The organism is Embleya sp. NPDC056575 (assembly GCF_042793325.1).
Lineage (GTDB): Bacteria > Actinomycetota > Actinomycetes > Streptomycetales > Streptomycetaceae > Embleya.
The window spans coordinates 20,135-37,006 of record NZ_JBHTVA010000095.1 but is presented as its reverse complement, the minus strand read 5'-3'; the positions used below and the strand labels follow the sequence as shown (position 1 = coordinate 37,006).

13 protein-coding genes, 2 pseudogenes and 1 CRISPR repeat array are annotated in these 16,872 nt (G+C 70.0%); of the genes and pseudogenes, 5 read left to right on the top strand and 10 right to left on the bottom strand.

What is annotated here, in order from left to right:
* Window positions 1-752: 752 nt before the first annotated feature.
* From ACFRCG_RS43635 to ACFRCG_RS43610, 6 genes are all read right to left on the bottom strand, one after another.
* Window positions 753-3,521: a hypothetical protein gene (locus ACFRCG_RS43635; protein WP_380042204.1), complete on the bottom strand. Its 2,769-nt coding sequence runs from the start codon at window positions 3,519-3,521 to the stop codon at window positions 753-755.
* A 482-nt stretch (window positions 3,522-4,003) separates the two neighbouring features.
* The gene (locus ACFRCG_RS43630; RefSeq protein WP_380042202.1) at window positions 4,004-4,810 is read right to left on the bottom strand and encodes a hypothetical protein; all 807 of its coding nucleotides are present in this window, start codon (window positions 4,808-4,810) and stop codon (window positions 4,004-4,006) included.
* Window positions 4,810-5,571, bottom strand: a complete 762-nt coding sequence (locus ACFRCG_RS43625) for a ParA family protein (protein WP_380003994.1) — start codon at window positions 5,569-5,571, stop codon at window positions 4,810-4,812. The genes ACFRCG_RS43630 and ACFRCG_RS43625 overlap by 1 nt, the downstream gene beginning before the upstream one ends.
* Before the next feature lie 297 nt (window positions 5,572-5,868).
* Window positions 5,869-6,549, bottom strand: coding sequence for an alpha/beta hydrolase (locus tag ACFRCG_RS43620; RefSeq protein WP_380042206.1), 681 nt, complete (start codon window positions 6,547-6,549; stop codon window positions 5,869-5,871).
* Window positions 6,550-7,360: 811 nt separating this feature from the next.
* Window positions 7,361-7,897: an NUDIX hydrolase gene (locus ACFRCG_RS43615; RefSeq protein ID WP_380042200.1), complete on the bottom strand. Its 537-nt coding sequence runs from the start codon at window positions 7,895-7,897 to the stop codon at window positions 7,361-7,363.
* A 45-nt stretch (window positions 7,898-7,942) separates the two neighbouring features.
* Window positions 7,943-8,698: a hypothetical protein gene (locus tag ACFRCG_RS43610; RefSeq protein ID WP_380042198.1), complete on the bottom strand. Its 756-nt coding sequence runs from the start codon at window positions 8,696-8,698 to the stop codon at window positions 7,943-7,945.
* 169 nt (window positions 8,699-8,867) lie between these two features.
* Between ACFRCG_RS43610 and ACFRCG_RS43605 the strand changes: the two genes are divergently transcribed.
* The 3 genes and pseudogenes from ACFRCG_RS43605 (at window position 8,868) to ACFRCG_RS43595 (ending at window position 12,040) form a co-directional block, all read left to right on the top strand.
* Window positions 8,868-9,068, top strand: a complete 201-nt coding sequence (locus tag ACFRCG_RS43605; RefSeq protein ID WP_380042196.1) for a hypothetical protein — start codon at window positions 8,868-8,870, stop codon at window positions 9,066-9,068.
* 63 nt (window positions 9,069-9,131) lie between these two features.
* Window positions 9,132-9,405: a CRISPR direct-repeat array (repeat unit 29 nt; unit sequence CGGTTCACCTCCGCCTGCGCGGAGACTTC).
* Window positions 9,406-10,463: 1,058 nt separating this feature from the next.
* Window positions 10,464-10,685, top strand: a pseudogene (locus ACFRCG_RS43600) (flavodoxin-dependent (E)-4-hydroxy-3-methylbut-2-enyl-diphosphate synthase); the annotation flags it as partial.
* A gap of 728 nt (window positions 10,686-11,413) precedes the next feature.
* Window positions 11,414-12,040 (top strand): hypothetical protein, encoded by a 627-nt coding sequence (locus ACFRCG_RS43595; RefSeq protein ID WP_380042194.1) that lies wholly within the window; start codon window positions 11,414-11,416, stop codon window positions 12,038-12,040.
* A 156-nt stretch (window positions 12,041-12,196) separates the two neighbouring features.
* Here ACFRCG_RS43595 and ACFRCG_RS43590 read toward each other — a convergent pair.
* The 3 genes and pseudogenes from ACFRCG_RS43590 to ACFRCG_RS43580 all read right to left on the bottom strand — a co-directional run.
* Window positions 12,197-12,419 (bottom strand): annotated as a pseudogene (locus ACFRCG_RS43590) (IS5/IS1182 family transposase); the annotation flags it as partial.
* A 77-nt stretch (window positions 12,420-12,496) separates the two neighbouring features.
* Entirely contained in the window at window positions 12,497-13,225 is a 729-nt protein-coding gene (locus ACFRCG_RS43585; RefSeq protein WP_380042192.1) for a VOC family protein, read from the bottom strand.
* Between the two features lie 85 nt (window positions 13,226-13,310).
* The gene (locus ACFRCG_RS43580) at window positions 13,311-13,619 is read right to left on the bottom strand and encodes a hypothetical protein (protein ID WP_380042191.1); all 309 of its coding nucleotides are present in this window, start codon (window positions 13,617-13,619) and stop codon (window positions 13,311-13,313) included.
* A 104-nt stretch (window positions 13,620-13,723) separates the two neighbouring features.
* On the opposite strand from ACFRCG_RS43580, the gene ACFRCG_RS43575 reads away from it, so the two are divergent.
* Window positions 13,724-14,296, top strand: a complete 573-nt coding sequence (locus ACFRCG_RS43575; RefSeq protein ID WP_380042189.1) for a TetR/AcrR family transcriptional regulator — start codon at window positions 13,724-13,726, stop codon at window positions 14,294-14,296.
* Between the two features lie 184 nt (window positions 14,297-14,480).
* Window positions 14,481-15,623 carry an ABC transporter substrate-binding protein gene (locus ACFRCG_RS43570; protein ID WP_380042187.1) on the top strand — a complete coding sequence of 381 codons (1,143 nt, stop codon included), beginning with the start codon at window positions 14,481-14,483 and terminating at the stop codon, window positions 15,621-15,623.
* 170 nt (window positions 15,624-15,793) lie between these two features.
* Here the strand turns inward: ACFRCG_RS43570 and ACFRCG_RS43565 are convergent, their stop codons facing one another.
* A complete protein-coding gene (locus ACFRCG_RS43565; protein WP_380042185.1) occupies window positions 15,794-16,210 on the bottom strand; it encodes a DUF2625 family protein in 417 nt (138 codons plus the stop codon).
* Between the last annotated feature and the right edge of the window lie 662 nt (window positions 16,211-16,872).

Genomic DNA, 16,872 nt, shown 5'->3' with positions numbered 1-16,872 from the left:
GAAGCGGAGGGACACCCGGCCCCGAGCGAGGGGCCGCTTTTCTGCGGAGGAGCGAAGCGGGGGAGCAGAAAAGTGGTGCCTCGCGAGCCGGCGCGAAGCGCCCAACAAGAAGCAACGCCGCGAACACGACTCCGGGCACTCCGAGCCGCCCCACCTACCCCTCAGGCTCCCGCGACCACGGCGCCGACTCCGGCAAGCCGCCCGCCCCCCATACGCCTCGGGCCCATCCCACGACAACGCGCGACTCTGGCAAGCCACCCTGCTCCGCAACGACCCAGGCCCTGCCCCTGCCCCACAACAACGCCCAACCCCAGCAAGCCACTCCGCTCCGGCCGGCGACTCAGGCCCCACACCACACCGCCACCCTGGCGACTCGGGCATCCCCCGCGCGACAACACCCGACCCCGGCAAGCGACTCCGCGCCGCCATGGCTCAGGCCCCGCCCCACCGCAACACCGCGCCCGAGCAAGCCACCCGCTTCACCACGACTCAAGCCCCGCCCCAAAACGCACGCCCTCGGCGCGCCGCCCACCCCCGACGACTCGGGCATCACCGCACCTGGCAAGCGACCCTCTTCACCGCCATCCAAGCCTCGCCCCACAACGCGCGACTCTGGCAAGCCACTCCGCTCCGCTGCGCATCAGCCGGCGCCGATCACCGCACAAGCGAGCACCGCACCGCACCGCGCCTTGAGGTAGGGCCTCGGCGAACGACCGACAACGGGCCGTCGTCGCCTCGGCGTTGGATGCGTGTCAGATGCCGGCGTCGCTGAGTTCGGGGTCGTCGGCGTGGTTGCGGCGGGCGTCGAGTTCGTCCTGGGCCAGGCCGAGGAGGCGTTGGCCGGTTCGGCTGCTGACGCCGAGGCGGCGGCCGACCTCGGCGCCGGTCACGTCGGCTTCGGCGGCGAGGAGGGCGACCAGTCCGAGGATCCGGGGGTCGCGACGTGCGGCGCTGGTGAGCGGGGTGCCGTCGACGGCGTGGCCCTGGCGCGGGAAGTCGTAGCCGGGCGTCGCCTCGACGGCGGGGGACGCCGTGTTCGAGGGCGCCACTTCGGCGTCGGTATCGGCTCCGGCGCTCCGGCGGTTGGCCCCCGTCCCCTCGGTCGCTCGTTGTTCGGGGATCGTGTTCGGCGACGGCGCGTCGGCCGGGGGTACGTCCGACACCGTCGGCCGCGTCGCGGCCCGGCCGCGCGCTGTGGCGGCCTCGGCGTCCCGGGCCGCGTCGGCGCGAGTCGACCCGCTGCGCGCGTCGGAACGCGGGGCTGGGCCATCGACGCCCCGTCCCCGATCCGCGCCCGCGCCGCCGTCGTGGGAAGCATGTGCCTCACCCGGTGCCCCGGCCGCAGCCCGGTGACGCAAATCCGTGACGTCGGCCGCGACGGCGGCCGACGTATGGTGATGCAGGTCGCCCTCGGCAGGGGCCCGCGAAGTCCCCCGCGACCCGGCTCCCTTGGTGGCACCGAGCGGCCCCGGGTCCGACGACACGACACCCCCGTCCCGGCCACCGTCCGTCGAGTCCGGCCACGCGACCGGCACCTCCGGCCGCCCGCCGGCGCCCGGGCCCCCTCGGCGAACTTCCGTATCCTCCGGCCAATCCGCCGCCACGTGGCGCCGCGCCCCGACACCGCCGGGCGCCACGGCAACGACACCGGCATCGACCGCGCCGGACACCGGCCCCTCGCCGCCCGTCTCCTCCGGCCACGCCGACCCGGCCACGCCACCGGCCGGCCGCCGGTGAGTGTCCGACGCGCCATGCGGCGTACCGGACACGTCGTGGCGGCCGTCCGCCTCCGTCGGCCATCCGGTCACCACATCGCGACGCGTATCGGCCGCACCGGACACGACGCCACCCGACACGACACCACCCGACACCGCACCACCGGCCACGGCGACACCCGCCACCGGCCACTCGGCCCTCGGGGCGTCGCGCACCGCCGAGTCGTCGTCGGCCAGCTCCCGGCGGATGTCCGACGACGTCGCTCGGTCGGCGGGCGCGTCATGGCCGATGACCCCGCCCCCGGCGTTCGGCGCCACGACATCGGCGACGTCCGTCGGCCGCCGGCCCGTGTCCGCGGCGGCCACCCGACCGGCGGACACCTCATCGGACACACCACCGGACACCGCGACACCGGACACCGGTATCCGGCCATCCACCTCCCCCGGCCGACCCGCCGACCGCCCATGGACGTCCGAGGCGGCCGCCCCGCCCGCAGGCACTTCGCGAGGTGCGTACGCAACGCCTCGCGACGCCACGCCACGCGCGTCCGAGCCACCCGCGACACCGGACACAGGCACACCCGTCGATACGCCGGCATCCGGGTGCCCGGTGGCCGACGCGGCGTACATCCCGCCCTCCGAGCGCAGCCGGCCCGGCCCCGCCACGGCCCCGAACCGCCCCCGATCGTCGCCTACCTCGTGACGAAAGGGCCCGCCTGCGGACACCACCGCCGATCCGTGGCCGAGATCGTCGTGTCGGCCGTCACCGTTCGGCGGCACCGCAACCGCGCCCACGCCCGTGTCGCCCACACGCGGCCGCGGCATCCTCGGCGTCGGCGCGACTTCACCCACTCGCGGGTCGGCGGCCCCCGGCGCAGGCCACGTCATCGTGGCCAACCGGCCGACGTCGACCAGGACTCGAAGCTGGGGAAGCACCGCGGCCTCCACCTCGGCGTCGGCCAACCGCACCCGGGACGCGGTGCGTTGGGCAAATGCCTCGGCGCGGCGATACCGGCGGTCGATCCCGCGTACCGACCGCGCCGACGCCCCACCCGTCCCGGCACGCGCGTCCCTGGCCTCCGTGGCCTGGCGCAGCCGGTACAGCGCTCGCGCCGCACGCCGCTCCCGGACGCGCTCGGTCGCGTCGGCCGCGCCGAGGTGTTCGTCGCTCGCCAGTTCCGCCAGGACCAGGACCCGCTCGATCGGGTGCAACCAGCGGATCCAGCCCACCCGACGGTCGGCCCGCGCGGTCCGGGCGTGGCGCTCCTCGGCCAGGCCCAACTCCCACAACACCGCCGCGATCGGCGCCCAGATGCCCAACGCGAACATCTCGCCGAGGCCGGCCCCCTCGCTGGCCGACATCGACGCCGACAACAGCGCCAGAACCCACACCAACGCCCCGGACAGCCCCGCCGCCGCGCCCCGCGAGGCCCGCCGCCGCGCCCGCAACGCGCAGACCACCGCGGCGAAGTCCAGCGCGACGAAGGGCAGATACGCCCACGGCCCGGTCAGGCCCATGACGTCCCGACCGAACTTGCCCAGCTGCGCCGCCGACAGGCCCGCCGCAGCGGCCGCGACGCCCGCCGTCAGCAGGTCCTCGACCCGCCGGCCGCGCCGATCCCGGGTGGCGGCCCGGTCGCTCTCCAGCGCCTTCCGGGCCTCTTCGGGCAACGCGGCGACCCTGGCCCGCTCGGCGACGGCCCGGCGGCGCGCCCGTTCGATCAGGACGGCCGACGCGAGCACGACGAGGGCTCCGGCCAGGTAGGGCCAGTCCCGGGACCAGTCCCAGCGCGCGAGGTCCAGCATCTGTACGACAACTCCTTCGTCCCGCGCCAAGCACGGGTCCGATTCGGGAAGTGCTCGTGTCCGTGGGTGATACGACCGCGGGAAAGGGCCCGAATCACCGGCGGATGATTCGATCGAAGGTCGACGCAACAAGCGATTCGGCTACCGAACCAAGCCCGTTCCCGGGGCGATCCGATCAGACGCCGCAGACATCCCGACCGCCGCAACGCACCCGGGAACTCCGACCATGCAGGAAGCACGTATCGCCCAGGCCGCCCACAACCGCCCTGACAGCAGCCCAACCGCAGCCATCCGAATCCCAGCGAGCCCAACCACAGCGAAGCGAGCCCAATGACGGCCAACCGAGTCCAATTGGACTCACCAAAGCACCGCCGCCCAGTAGCCATCACCAGTCAGCCCACAGCCACTGCCCGCCAACACGCGACAGCCGAGCGTCAGCCGTCAGCCGTCAACGGCCAACCGCCAATCACCAACCGCCCGCCCTACGCGCTCAAGGCATCCTCATCCGCGCCCCGCCCGCCCCGCGACCCGTCGCCGACGCCCCCATCCGCCTCCGCAAGCTCCCGTCGAGCCTGCGCAACCTGCCGCTCCAATTCGTCGAGGTACGCCACCGCCGCCGCGCGATCCTGCCGGGCGAGCGTGCTCAGCCAGCGGCGAGGAATGGTGTCCGCGGCCTTGGCCGTGTAGTCGACCACCCGCTCGCCCTCGGGCTCCGCGGGTTCGATGCCGAGCGAATCGAGGTAGCGCCGCACCTGCTCCACCGCGGCGGCAGGCGAGAAGGCATCCCCGATGGCGGCGACCGCACCCCGCAGCACCGACGCGGTCAGCGGTACGAACTCGGCCTCCGCGACCGTGCGATACACCGTCACCGCGGCCTCGTTCCCGTACCGCCCCGCCAGCGGGACCAGTTCGCGCACCTGGGCCTCGTTCACCGCCTTGAGTCCAATTGGACTCAACGCCTCGGCGATCGGCCACGCCTGGATCAGCCGGTCCGCATACCTACGCTGCATGTCCCAACGATCGAGGCAGTACTCCTCGAAGCTCTCGTAACGCGTGCGGTACAACCGCGCGTCGCGAACGATCTGGAGCGCCTTGCCCGCCGCCCAGAACGCGACGCGCAACGTCTCGATCGCCGCCTCGCACGCGGCCAGTTGCCGCTGCTCGTCGTCGATCAGCACCGGGCTGTCCGACAACGGCCGGAACGGCGTGGGCAGTTCCTTGGCCATGTCGGCGGCGGTGCGCAGTCGACGCGGCTCGGCGGCCGTCCGGGGGGTACGCTGCCGGCCCATCAGAGCGCCTGCTCGATCGCGAGGGCCAGCTTGTAGAAGTCCTCTCGGGCACGCAACGCGGTACCGCTCTCCTTGTATTGGGTGACCACGAGCCCGCCCTCCGCCGCGTGAGCGTGGATCTTGTACTTACGAATCGGTTCCCGCGCCCGCGGATATCCGCGTTCGTCTATCCACGCCTCGACCCGCGCCCGGTCGGTCTCGCCGTCGCGCGGGTCCCACAGGTTGACCACCGCGATGTACGGGATCCCGCGCGGCTTGAGCACCCGCTCGATCGTGTACTCGCTGGGCGACCAGCTCATGAACTCCGGCGTGATCGGTACCACCGCCAGGTCCGCCACTTCGAGCATGTCGCGCAGCGCGTCCGCCGCCGCGCCGTGGCCCAGCGGGTCGGTGGCGAGTTCGGCCTCGGGGTCGGTGTCCATGAAGCCGGGGCTGTCGACCACGATCCGGGCAACGCTCGGGTCGGCCTTCAACTCGGCCAGCATGCCGGGCTTGCCCTTGGTGGACATGTAGTCGAACGGCAGCAGTTCCTCGGGAACCCGGTCCGCCCAGTCCTCCATCGACCCCTGGGGGTCGATCCCGCAGGCGACCACGGGCGCGTCGGCATCCGGATCGATCGGCCCGGTGGGGGTGAAGTTCTGACCCTGAACAGCGGCCAGATTCACCGCGATCGTGCTCTTGCCGACACCACCCTTGCGGTTGATGACGACCACGACTCTGGCTTTCGACGGCGGCGCCGCCGACCGGCGGGCAGGGCTCATCTGGGACCTCCGTTGGCTTCCCCATAACGGGTACTCGGACACCGCCCAGCATGCCAGACCCCCACGGAGCAACCCCCATTCGGGACGAACGACACTCCGCAAGCCCGAACAAACCAGCCATACCCCACCGGAGCACCCGGCCGAAACCCGGACACCCACGCCGGCGCAACTCCCCACATCAGCCCAATCGGTGGTGCGGAGCAACCACAACCCCAAACGACCAAGACCAACCAATCGCCCCCGCGGTGCCCGCGGTCCCCGCGGTCCCCGCAGTCCCCGCAGTCCCCGCCACCCTCCTCAGCCCGACAAAAAGTCAGCCACGTCCGCGAAATACCGACCACCGGCCGCATCCGCCGCCGGCGAAACAAGCTCCATGGTCAAAAACCCATGAACCATCCCGAGTTCACGCCGATGCCGAACCCGAACCCCAGCGCCACGCAGGCGATCCGCGTACTCATCCCCCTCATCCCGCAGCGGATCATGCTCGGCGGTGACCACCACCGCCGGCGGCAACCCGGCCGGATCGGGGGCGAAAAGCGGACTGACCCCCGGATCGGCACGCCGAACAGGATCGGGCACAAGGTTCTCGACTCCCCACGCCACGGCATCCGTCGTCAGCCCCCAACCGGTCGCCTTGTCCCGCGTACTCGGCCGAGACAACGTCAGATCGGTATTGGGAAACGCAAGAAACTGCGCAGCCGGCATCGGCCCACCCGCATCACGCATCCGCAAACACACAAGCGCAGCCAAGTGCCCACCGGAACTGTCCCCCGCAACCGCCGGTACCCCGACCGCACCGCACAACTGGCCCGCATGCTCCGCAGCCCACCGAAATGCCGCAACGGCATCATCGATCCCGGCAGGCCAGGGATGTTCGGGCGCCAACCGATAGTCAACAGCCAACACGGCAACCCGCGCGGCGACAGCAAGCCGCCGACACAGCCGATCATGCGACTCCAGACCACCGATGCTCCACATCCCGCCATGCAAATAAACCACCAGCGGAACCGCATCAAGAGTCGGCCGATAAAGCCGACCCCGAACAGAAGCCACCCCCACGGAAGCAACCAACGACGCATCAACGCCGGTCAACCCACCCAGCGCCGCCCCACTCACACTCCGGCGGCCAACCTCAACATCCCGAACCTCGGCAAGCCCAGGCCCAGCCACCCGCCCGGCAACCCGCACCGCCTGCCGCCGCCGAACCTCAACCACACCCAATTCCCGAACCGAGGGCCCACAACCAAGCCGCTCGGCATCCACATAGGCAGCAAGCTCAACATCAGCCAACCCACCAAAATCCTCACCCATAACCCCAACCCTGCCGGCCAACCCCGGCACCACCCAGCCAACGCCCCCCAACGACGCGAAGACCGCGAACGTCAGCAACACCCCAATCCCGCCGATCAATCCACCGCTGCCAACGCGAAGGCCCAGCCGTAATCCCCTCCAAAACCCCGCCAACATCCGGTCCACCCCAACTCACATGGAGACTTCGGCCACACCGAGGCACCCGTTCGACACCATCAGCAATGCACCCCCACCCACCCAAAGACTCCAGCACCGCACTCGCGAACCCCTCGCCGGCTCACCTCCGCCTGCGCGGAGACTTCTCGCCGTTCGGAAGCGCGGTCGCGGTACGCCTTGACCGATGCCGTCGCGGCTTCGCGCGCGGCTTCGAGGTCGGCGAGGCTGGGTGTGCTGTCGTGCGTGTCGTGCATCCGTGCGGCGCTACCCGCCGGGTCCGACAGTGGGGCGGTGGGCGCGGCCGGCGTCCGGGTGGTGTGGGTCAGAGGCCGCGAAGCCGGTGCAGCATGAGCAGCGCGGCCACGGCGTTGGCGGAACGGATCTCTCCGCGCGCGATCAGGTCCGGCACTTCCTTCAGCGGCACCCACGCGACCCGGTCCGACTCGAACGCATCCTCGGGATCGCCGACGTGCTCGCCGCTGTCCGACCAGTAGACGTGGTGGACGGCATCCGAGAGGCCGTTCGAGGGCTCGACGCTGAGCAGGCGTCGGAGCGGGCCCGGCCGCCGGCCGGTTTCCTCCGGCATCTCTCGCGCGGCGGCGTCCTCGACCGTCTCTCCCGCCTGGTCCTCGACCACTCCGGCGGCGAGTTCCCAGCCCCAGGTGTCGGTGATGAAGCGGTGCCGCCACAGCAGGAGTACGCGGTCCTGGTCGTCGACGATGGTCGCGAGGGCGACGGGCCGCTGCCGGATGAGGTAGTGGTCGAGGTGTCGTCCGTCGGGGAGTTCGACGTCGGCGAGGCGGATGGTGAACCACTGGTTGCCGTAGACGTCGGTCTCGCTGTGCTTGATCCACTTCATGCACGTCTCCTCACGGGCAGGGTGCTGCCCGTCAGTAGGGCATCGTCAGGACAGTCTCGACCTGCTCAGCCACCTCGCGCACGGCCGGCATGCCCGTGTGGGGCGCCGGCTTGCGGTGCATGCCGTGGAGGGATCGGTGAGGCGCCGGGACTCCTTGCCCTGTGCGGCGTCCGGGGTGGCCGCTGCCGATACCGAGGCCCGGTCGAGATCGCGGCAGGCCACGGCCACTGAGGTGAGGGTGGCGAGTCGGTGCACGCGGCCCCGGGCGTGGGTCTGCGCGTCGACGGCTTCCTCGGCGTACCGCAGCGCGGGCCGGTGATCGCCGAGGCTGAGGAGCGCTTCCGCTCCTTGCGCCTCGACCAGGCCGGGCTGGACGTAGCCGGTTTCGGGCGGCTCTTCCGCCCGCCGGATTCTCCCGTATGCCTGCTCGGCGCGGCCGAGGCTGTCACGGGCGGCCGTGGGGTGCCGCATGCGGGCGAACGCCTTGGCCTGCGTGGCGAACAGATCGGCGGCGAGTCCCGGAGAGATGTGGGGGCCGGCTGTCCGGAGCCCGGCTTCGGCGAACGCGGTGGCCTGCCGGTAGTCGCGCAGGTAGCCGGCCTGGTTGACCGGCAGGGCGATGACGTAGCCGCCGAACGCGTGGTCGCGGGACACCTTCGCCATACGCAACGCTTGGTGGAAATACCTTTGGGCGAAGCCCTGTTGGTCGGAGTCGTAGGAGCAGATGCCCGCGACCCCGACCAGGCAGCCGGCGGCACGGAACAGCTCGCGGCCGACCCGGTCGGGGTAGGTGCCGCGCATGGCGGGCATCACCTGTAGCCCGCCCAGTCGTCGCGCTATTGACGGCCGGGCCCCGACTCACGCCCGGTCGTCGCCACCCCGTCGGCGGCCGGACGGGCACCCGCAGGGCCGTGTGCGATCCGTGACGCCGCAGCCCCGTATCCACCACTCACTCACGAGGGAGACCGCGATGGCCTACGAGGGTCCGCCCCGGACGGGCGACCACGTCGAGTACGCTCAGGGCGACCCGTTTCCGCCGGGGGCAGTGGTTGATTTCGGCCCGGGCGACCGGGTGTACGTCCAGCCCCACGACCCCGAGATGAGGCGCTGGTACGCGCCCGCCGAGAGCCTGCGGATCGTCCAGCGTCCGCCGCGCCGCCCGAACTGGTAGGTCACGCCGAAGCGGCGATCACGGTACGTGGTTGGTTGGCCGAAGAACCTTCCCTCGAACGTCCGGTTCACCTCCGCCTGCGCGGAGACTTCGACACGTGCAGCGCACCGGCCGGCCGGGCCGCCGGTTCACCTCCGCCTGCGCGGAGACTTCGGCGGCGATGGTGTCGTCGATGGCGTCGAGTCCGGTTCACCTCCGCCTGCGCGGAGACTTCATGGGTTACGACTGCGACCGGGCCGACACGGCACGGTTCACCTCCGCCTGCGCGGAGACTTCCTTGACCGCGGCGGTGGCTGCTTCGCGTGCGGCGGTTCACCTCCGCCTGCGCGGAGACTTCCCTTGCTGACCTGCATGTTTCTGTGGCCGTTATCGTTTCTTGATAGAAATGGGCTGATTGCGGCAAGGTTCCTTCCTCAATCCTTGTCCACTGGATCAACTGGGGTTGCCTTGTCGTCACCCACTGTTACCGAGGGCGATCGTGTGTAGGTGCTGCTAACAGGAACTCAAGGCGAGCTAGGTTGAAGATCCCACTCAGACCGTACAACGCAGCCATCGGACTCTCGACATTCGTCGAGGCTTTGTGCGGTTGCGTGTCACGGACATGAACGGGCTCGGGTCGCGTTGAGGGTGTCAGGACTTCCTCGGTTCCGGTGGCTCTGTTGCAACCGCGACCCGTCCCGACCGGTTGTGCTCCTGGTGGTCGGCACGGCTTACTCCTGCTTGCTCTTCCGCCCACAGGCACCCCACCTACGCTTGCCGATCCGCCTTCGCCTCTGCTCGTGTCTCTTGGCCCGTCGCTGTGTTCGGCGTCCGCAACCAGCTGATGGCGTGTTCGCTCGGCTGGCTTGAGGGCGGGGCTGTGGTGGAGGGGGAGCGTCGGGGTCAGGGTTTCCGGTAGGTGGTGGAGTTCGGGATTTCGTCGAGGTGTCGCATGCCGGGCGGCCTGATGTGGTTGCGTGGGCCACTACCAGACCGGTTGCTTGGCTCTGGCTGTGGCCGGTGATCGCGTAGGTGACCTGGCGTCCGGGGCGGGATGCGGCCGGCCCGTTCCGGGGCGCGTTCAGCCGGATCGCGAATTCGGAGCCGCCCGGGGGGATTCGGGTCAGGGGTGTGGTGAGAGCCAGGTGTACAGGGGGAAGGGCAAGGTGGTGGATACGCGGGAGCCCGAGCACAGGCGGGCAGTCGCGGCGGGGACACCGAGGGGTTGACGCGGCGTGTACTGGTCGGGGATGGGGAAGAGTTTGGGCCTTCCGGACGCCGTGCCCGGGCGGACCAATTCGGGTTGAGCGTGTGGTGGTTCGCGCGGTCAGGCCGGTCAGGGGCCGGCGGATCGTGTCGGTGCGGTGGTGTTCGCCTGCGCTGCGCAGGGTGGTGATGTCGGTGCGGTCCGCGCCGGGCTTCCCCGTCCCGCTCCGCGTCGCGGGCATGGGCTGCGTGGTCGACGGGCCGGGCGAATCCCGCGAAGCCGACATCGGCGTCTCTTCCGGCAATGGCAAGGGCCAGGTCGAAGATCGTCGAGGCGTTGTTGGAGGTGGCCTTGAGCCTCACGTCGACGGTGCCGCCGGGGAGCGGGCCGGGCTGAGGGGGTTGGCTCGTTCGGCGGGCTCGGACGGATGAAGCCAGGACCATCCGGCCTGATCCGATCCGGCCCGGTGCGGTCGGACTCGACCCGGTCCGGCCCGACCCGGCCGGATCCGTCCGCCGGGAGGCGACCAGGCAAGCCTGGGGGCGGTGGCCACAACCCTGACGGTGGCGGTAGCAGCGGCAACCACACCACCGGCCCCGCAATCGGCCGGGTCAGCGGGCGACGGCCCCGCGACCCCCGCCGGCGCCGACGGTGCTCGGGTGACTGGGGAGTTCACCCGAGCACTGTCGGCCGCACACTCATCGACCACATCCGTCGGCAAAAGCGCCAACGCGTGCAGCGGTCCGGTTTCCGCGGCGTGCCTCTCGGCTTGTTCGGTCGTCGTGCGTGGTGTACGCAGAGGTGAGTCGCGTCCGTGGGTGGTCTCGGGCGAACTATGGTCCCTGATCGAGCCGTTGCTGCGCGGCCCGGCGTCGAAGGCGGTGCCGGGCCGGCCGCCGGGTTCGGGTCGACACCGCTCGTGGACTGATCCTTCACGTCGGTACCGGGGACCAACCCCTCTACGATCCCGCCGTGTTCGGGTGTCCGTCAGCGCCCCGGCCAAGCGCCCACGCCGGAGACGGCCAAGGCAGGCACCTGAACACCGCCGAAGCCTACGGACGAACGCGGCACGTTCGCATCGCACGCCCACCCGCGTCGCCGCGCGAGTGCACCATGCCCCGACGGGCGCTGTGACGGTCGGCGTTGGCACAATGGCGGCGTGGCCGAACAGTATGTGTCCGCTTTCGCAATCGAGGCCGCCGTGGTCTCTGGCTTGGTCGGCTCGAACGACGAGGTCGCGGTGCGGAAGACCCTGGAAACGTTCGAGGATCTGAACGCCGGGAACCGGCTGCTTCGTGCCACCGACTCCGACGAAGTCGAAACGGCGCTGCGCGAGATCGTCGAGGGCCGTCTCGATCCGGGGCGTGCGGGCGGTTATGGGTGGCTTCTGGAACTCCTCGGCCCGACCTTCGGCGCACCGCTGGGATCGGTGGTCCTGCCGGGACGTGACTGGGATCGCCTCGAAGGCGTCTTCCGCAGCTGGGACTTGACCACCCTCGCCGATGTGTGGGCGAGTCCTTGGACGTTCTCGTGGGGATCCGGCGCGGCCCCGGACCCGGACCCATGGCCGTTCCCCATGTTCGCGTCGAAGACCGAGTCGGAGCGGATCCACCTCGAACTCGCGGCCTTCGACACCGACAGGATCCACACCGACAACGACCTCCTCCCGGACGAGGACGACGCCGACGACGTGGAGTGGCTGCTCGCCGACAACCTCCCCGAGTGGATACGCGGCGCCCGCACCCGGGGCCTGGGACTGCTCCTGATTCGCGACGGCGGCAAGTAGCCGGCTCGAAAGCCCTCGTCGCCCCCTCCGGGTCACCCCGGTACGGGAGTTGACCGGGACCGTGATTTCCATGGCGTCCTTGGAGGCCCTGACAAAGGCGTTTCATGTGGCGGTGCTCGATGACGCAGACGGCGATGCCGAGAACGACTTCGCGGATGTCGTCGCGTCGTTCCCGGCGGATGCGAAGGCGACGGAAGCCGTGCAGCCGCGAAATGGCGCGCTCCACGACCCAACGCACGCTTCCGGGGCCGGATCCGTGGGGTTGTCCCTGTCGGGCGATCACGGTTTTGCTACCCCGCGCCCACACGAGGCGACGGTATTTGTCCTGGTCGTAACCCCGATCGCCGTACAGGGAGTCGGGCCGATGGCGAGGCCGACCGACGCGCACCCACGGACGCGACGCACCCCTGCGCACACCACACACAACGACCGAACAAGCCGATAGTCACACCAAGCTCATGATTTGGTGGGACGTCCAAGGCCGAACAAAGCGCCGGTGGGATCGCGCAAGACCACATCGCCGTCGGACTCCCGGCGAACCACGGTCGCACCAAGCCGTCGGGCCTGCTCCGCGCCGTCATCGGGGCTGTCGCCGGCGAAACGGACCAGCCACATTGATCGCCGCGCCGTTGCCTTCCCCTGCGGCGGCGGTCCGGTGGTGGCGATTGGAGTCGTCCGGCAAGCGGACCCGGTGTGCTCAGGGTCGAAATTCCAGTGCAGGGCCGGCCCGTAGAAGGCTGCGGCGCGCGCGGTGTGGTCGGTGAGAAGGCTGATGCCCGCGAAAGTGCCCGGCTCGCGGGCCATTTGCATGCCGTCATGAGTACCGGGCTGCCACAGTGACAGTGGTGCGCCGACGGGATCGAGCGTGACGGCGGCGTAGCCGAGCGTCCCGACCGGCGTGGGTGCCACGACGATTCGGGCGCCCAGGTTCGCGAAGCGGGTGGCGACGGCTCGGATGTCCGACACGGTGACGTTGATGGTCCAGTAGGGCGCGCCGGCGTCCTCGGCCGGTCCCGGGGCGGCGACGAGACGTCCGCGCAGTGTGCAGAGCCTGTAACCATCGGAGTCCGGTGGGGCGACGTGCCAACCGAACAGCGCGGTATAGAACGCCGCCGTTGTCTCCATGTCGGGGGTACCGAGGTCGATCCGGCTCACGCTGTTCTCGGGGTGGCGCGTGATGTCCATCGAGATGCCTCTCCGGTGGCGCCGCCGCCCCGGCAACGGAAGCAAACTGTGCCCGAAGCCGACTCGGCGGCAACCTGCCTGCGTGTCAGGCGTAGTACGGCGAGTTCATGTCGACACTGGCGTCTTCGACGACGTCGCCGTCGAACAGTCGTGTCGTCGCCGCGGCTCCGGCCCGGCGGGCTTCTTCGGTGAACGGGCCCTGAGCGAAGGCCAGGGCGTTCTCGGCGCTGTCGAACTCGTAGAAGCCACCGACGGTGTGCGTACCGATGCCGGACAGCCACGTCTTGCGGATCAGGCCCGGCGTGGTCTTCAGCGCCGCGTTGATCGAGTGCCAGTCGAACTGCTCGAACGGCACTGCCGCCTGGATCTCGGTGTAGAGAAATGTCCTGCCCATCACGAACCTCCGATTTTGAGGGCCGTCCCACTCACACGACTAGTACGTGCGTACTAGCAAGGTGAGCATGAACTAGGATGGGCGTACTAGTCAAGGGGGTCACAATGGCCGCGGACACGAAGTCCCGCATGATCGGCGCAGCGATCGCACTGCTGCAGCGCCACGGCTTGGCCGCGATGTCCTTCACCGACGTCCTGGCCGAGAGCGGGGCCGCACGCGGAGCGATCTATCACCATTTCCCGGGCGGCAAACAGCAACTCGCGCTTGAAGCCGCCCGCCGCAACGCGGAGGACGTCCGCGCTCACCTGCACGAACTGCCGGCCACCACGCCACGCGAAGTCGTGGAGGCGTTCCTCGGCAACGTCCGCCCCGTGGTGCAGGCCTCCGCCGAGGGCGGCGGCTGCGCAGTCGCGGCGGTCACCATCGACGGCGGCGCGGCCATTGCCGACCAGGGCAGCCTGCGCACTGTCGCGGCCGAAGGATTCGCCGGCTGGATCGGCGAGCTCACCGGAAGACTCACCCACGCCGGAATGAGTCCATCCCAGGCCGCCGATCTGGCCACCCTCATGATCGTCACACTCGAAGGCGCCCACATCCTGTGTCGCGCGGCGGGTGACATCGCGCCGTTCGACAGCGCCGCCGCGGCCCTGCTCTCCGCCCTCCCGAGCCCGGCGTGACCCGGCGCCGGAGCAAAACCCACCCGCCCTCCCCGACACCAAAAGAAGCGGCTGATCCTCCTACAGCGGACAGCCCTCCTCCAACCACGTCGCGCAGTTCGACCTGATCCACACGGGCCCGCACGCAAGCAACGTACGACCGACAGAACCCCGTTCCACAGCTCCCCCCTACACTCCCGTATCCATGAACGCGACCGACGATCTTGAGCCCACCCGTGAACCGGCCGACGCAGCCAACGGCGGTCGCTCGACCGGCGGATCACCCATCCGGATCGGCGCTCTCGTCCCGCTGAGCCCGCCAGGCTGGGTCGAGGCCGGGCAGCACTTGCTCACCGGGCTCGAACTGGCCGTTCGCGACGTCAACGACGACGGCGGCATCAACGGAAGGCCCCTCGAACTCGCGATCCGAGACACCGCCGCCGATCCGCAAACAGCCGCGGCGGCCATGGACGAATTGGCCGCCCTGGGCGTGGCCGCCGTGGCCGGGGAGTACCACAGCGTCGTCGCCCGCGCCGCCGCCGCCAGGGCCGATGCCCTCGAACTGCCGTTCCTCTGCTCGTCGGCGGTCCTCGACGCACTCACCGAACAACCGACCGAATGGGTCGCGCGGCTCGCCCCGGCGCAGTCCCACGGCTGGCGCGTCTACGCGGACTTCCTCCTCGCGGCAGGCCACAGCCGAATCGCCTTGGCGGCACAACCGAGTGTCTACTGGGCATCCGGGACGGCCATCCTGCGGGATCACCTCACCGCCCGCGGCGGCACCGTCATGGAACTCGACATGCGCGCGCTCACCCCCACGGACGTGTGCGACGAACTCGCCGACCATCGCGCGACAGCCCTCCTGCTCCTGGTCGGCCACCCGGAACCGGCAGTGTCGATCGTCGAGTCCGTCCGCCGCGACCCGCGCCTCGCCGAGGTCATGATCGGCGCTCCGGCCGGGCAACCGGAGTTCGCCGAATGGGCCTCGCTACTGGGCGACAACGGCGCATCGATCGCGTTCCTGCGCTACCTGCCCGAGCACCTGAGCCCCCTCGGCGCGAGGGTCGAGGCGGATCTCCGCCGACAGCTGGGCAGGGCGCCGTCCTTCGTCGCCTTCGAGGGCTACGACACGATCGCCGTACTCGCCGACATGCTGCGCTCCCACGGCACCGACCGGCCGCGCATCGCCGAGTCCTGGCGGCGCGTCGCAGTCGAAGGCACCCGCGGCCAAATCCGGTTCTCCCGCACTCCCGGTATCAGCGTGTGGCAATGGGCCTGGCCACCAACCCAGGTCGTCGACCGGAACCCGACCGAGCCCAACCACTTCCGAGTCCTTCACACCGCCTGAACAAACCCGAAGGCCCAACAGGCCAAGCACCTGCATCGTCACCATGAGCGCCGAGTCAGAAGACCCCCCGGCCATCACCGACACTGCAGCCGCCTGATCCGCCAAAACCAAGCAGGCAAGGCAGCCGCAGTTCACTGGACACCAAAAAGCAGCCCGGATCTACCGCACTGTCAACACGTGCCCCAGGCAACACCGAGCGGTTCCTGCACAGGCGAAGCGCAACGGCTGATCACGGACATCTCCTGCCGCACCTCGGCAGACCACAGCGGCGGGAAGAGCGACTCGCCCTGATCGCCGCTCACTGCTCGGACCTCTTCCTCCAAGCCGCGCCAACGCAGACCGACATAGAACTCATCGAGTTGCCCGGACACACCCAGCCGGCCAGGTCGAGCGTCCAACCCCCAGCGCCTCCCAACCAAGGGAAGCCGGGGCCAATTGGACAACCTCGCCGGCAGCACCAGGATCATCGGCCCCATCGAAATCAGCGCCGTTGAGGGTGCGAACACACCACCCAGCACATCGAGTGCCACCACCGGCCCGACCTCCGACCGCCACACCGGGTCGAACGTTCCAGGGAACCAATTCACACAAGCCAGGCAACGGGAAGCACTCCGATGGACACCGGACTTGCACCCGGCATCTCCCCAAGCTCCGACCAAGCCGGCCCCTCGACGCCAATCAACTGACTCACCTCACGCATTCCCGCCGCGTCGCATCCACACAGTGCATCCCCACCGCCCGGCCCTTCGACAAACCACCCACCCATCAAGACGACTCGTGAAGCAAGGACCGCCTAATATCGGCATCAAAATTCATCCCACCAGCACCACACACGAGAGAAGCCAAACGACGAAGCCCCGTCGCGACCACCGAACAGCCAACGAGAAACATTCAGGCAAAGACCTTGCCGCATTTGCCTCATCCACATCACAAATCAGCAAAGCCTCCAAGAACCTGCAGGTCAGCAAGGGAAGTCCCCACGCAGGTGGGGGTGAACCGCCCGGGGCCGCGGTGCGTGTCGTGCGTCTACGGAAGTCCCCACGCAGGTGGGGGTGAACCGTACTCGATCTCCCACGGCCGCCACTGGTTCGGGAAGTCCCCACGCAGGTGGGGGTGAACCGACGGAGATGGCGCTCGTGCAGCTCATCTCGCTGAAATCCCCACGCAGGTGGGGGTGGACCGAACTGGCCCTGATCCTGGGGCGCCCCCCTGTGGGTTGGGGAGCTGAGGCACGGCTGCGGTGCGCCAT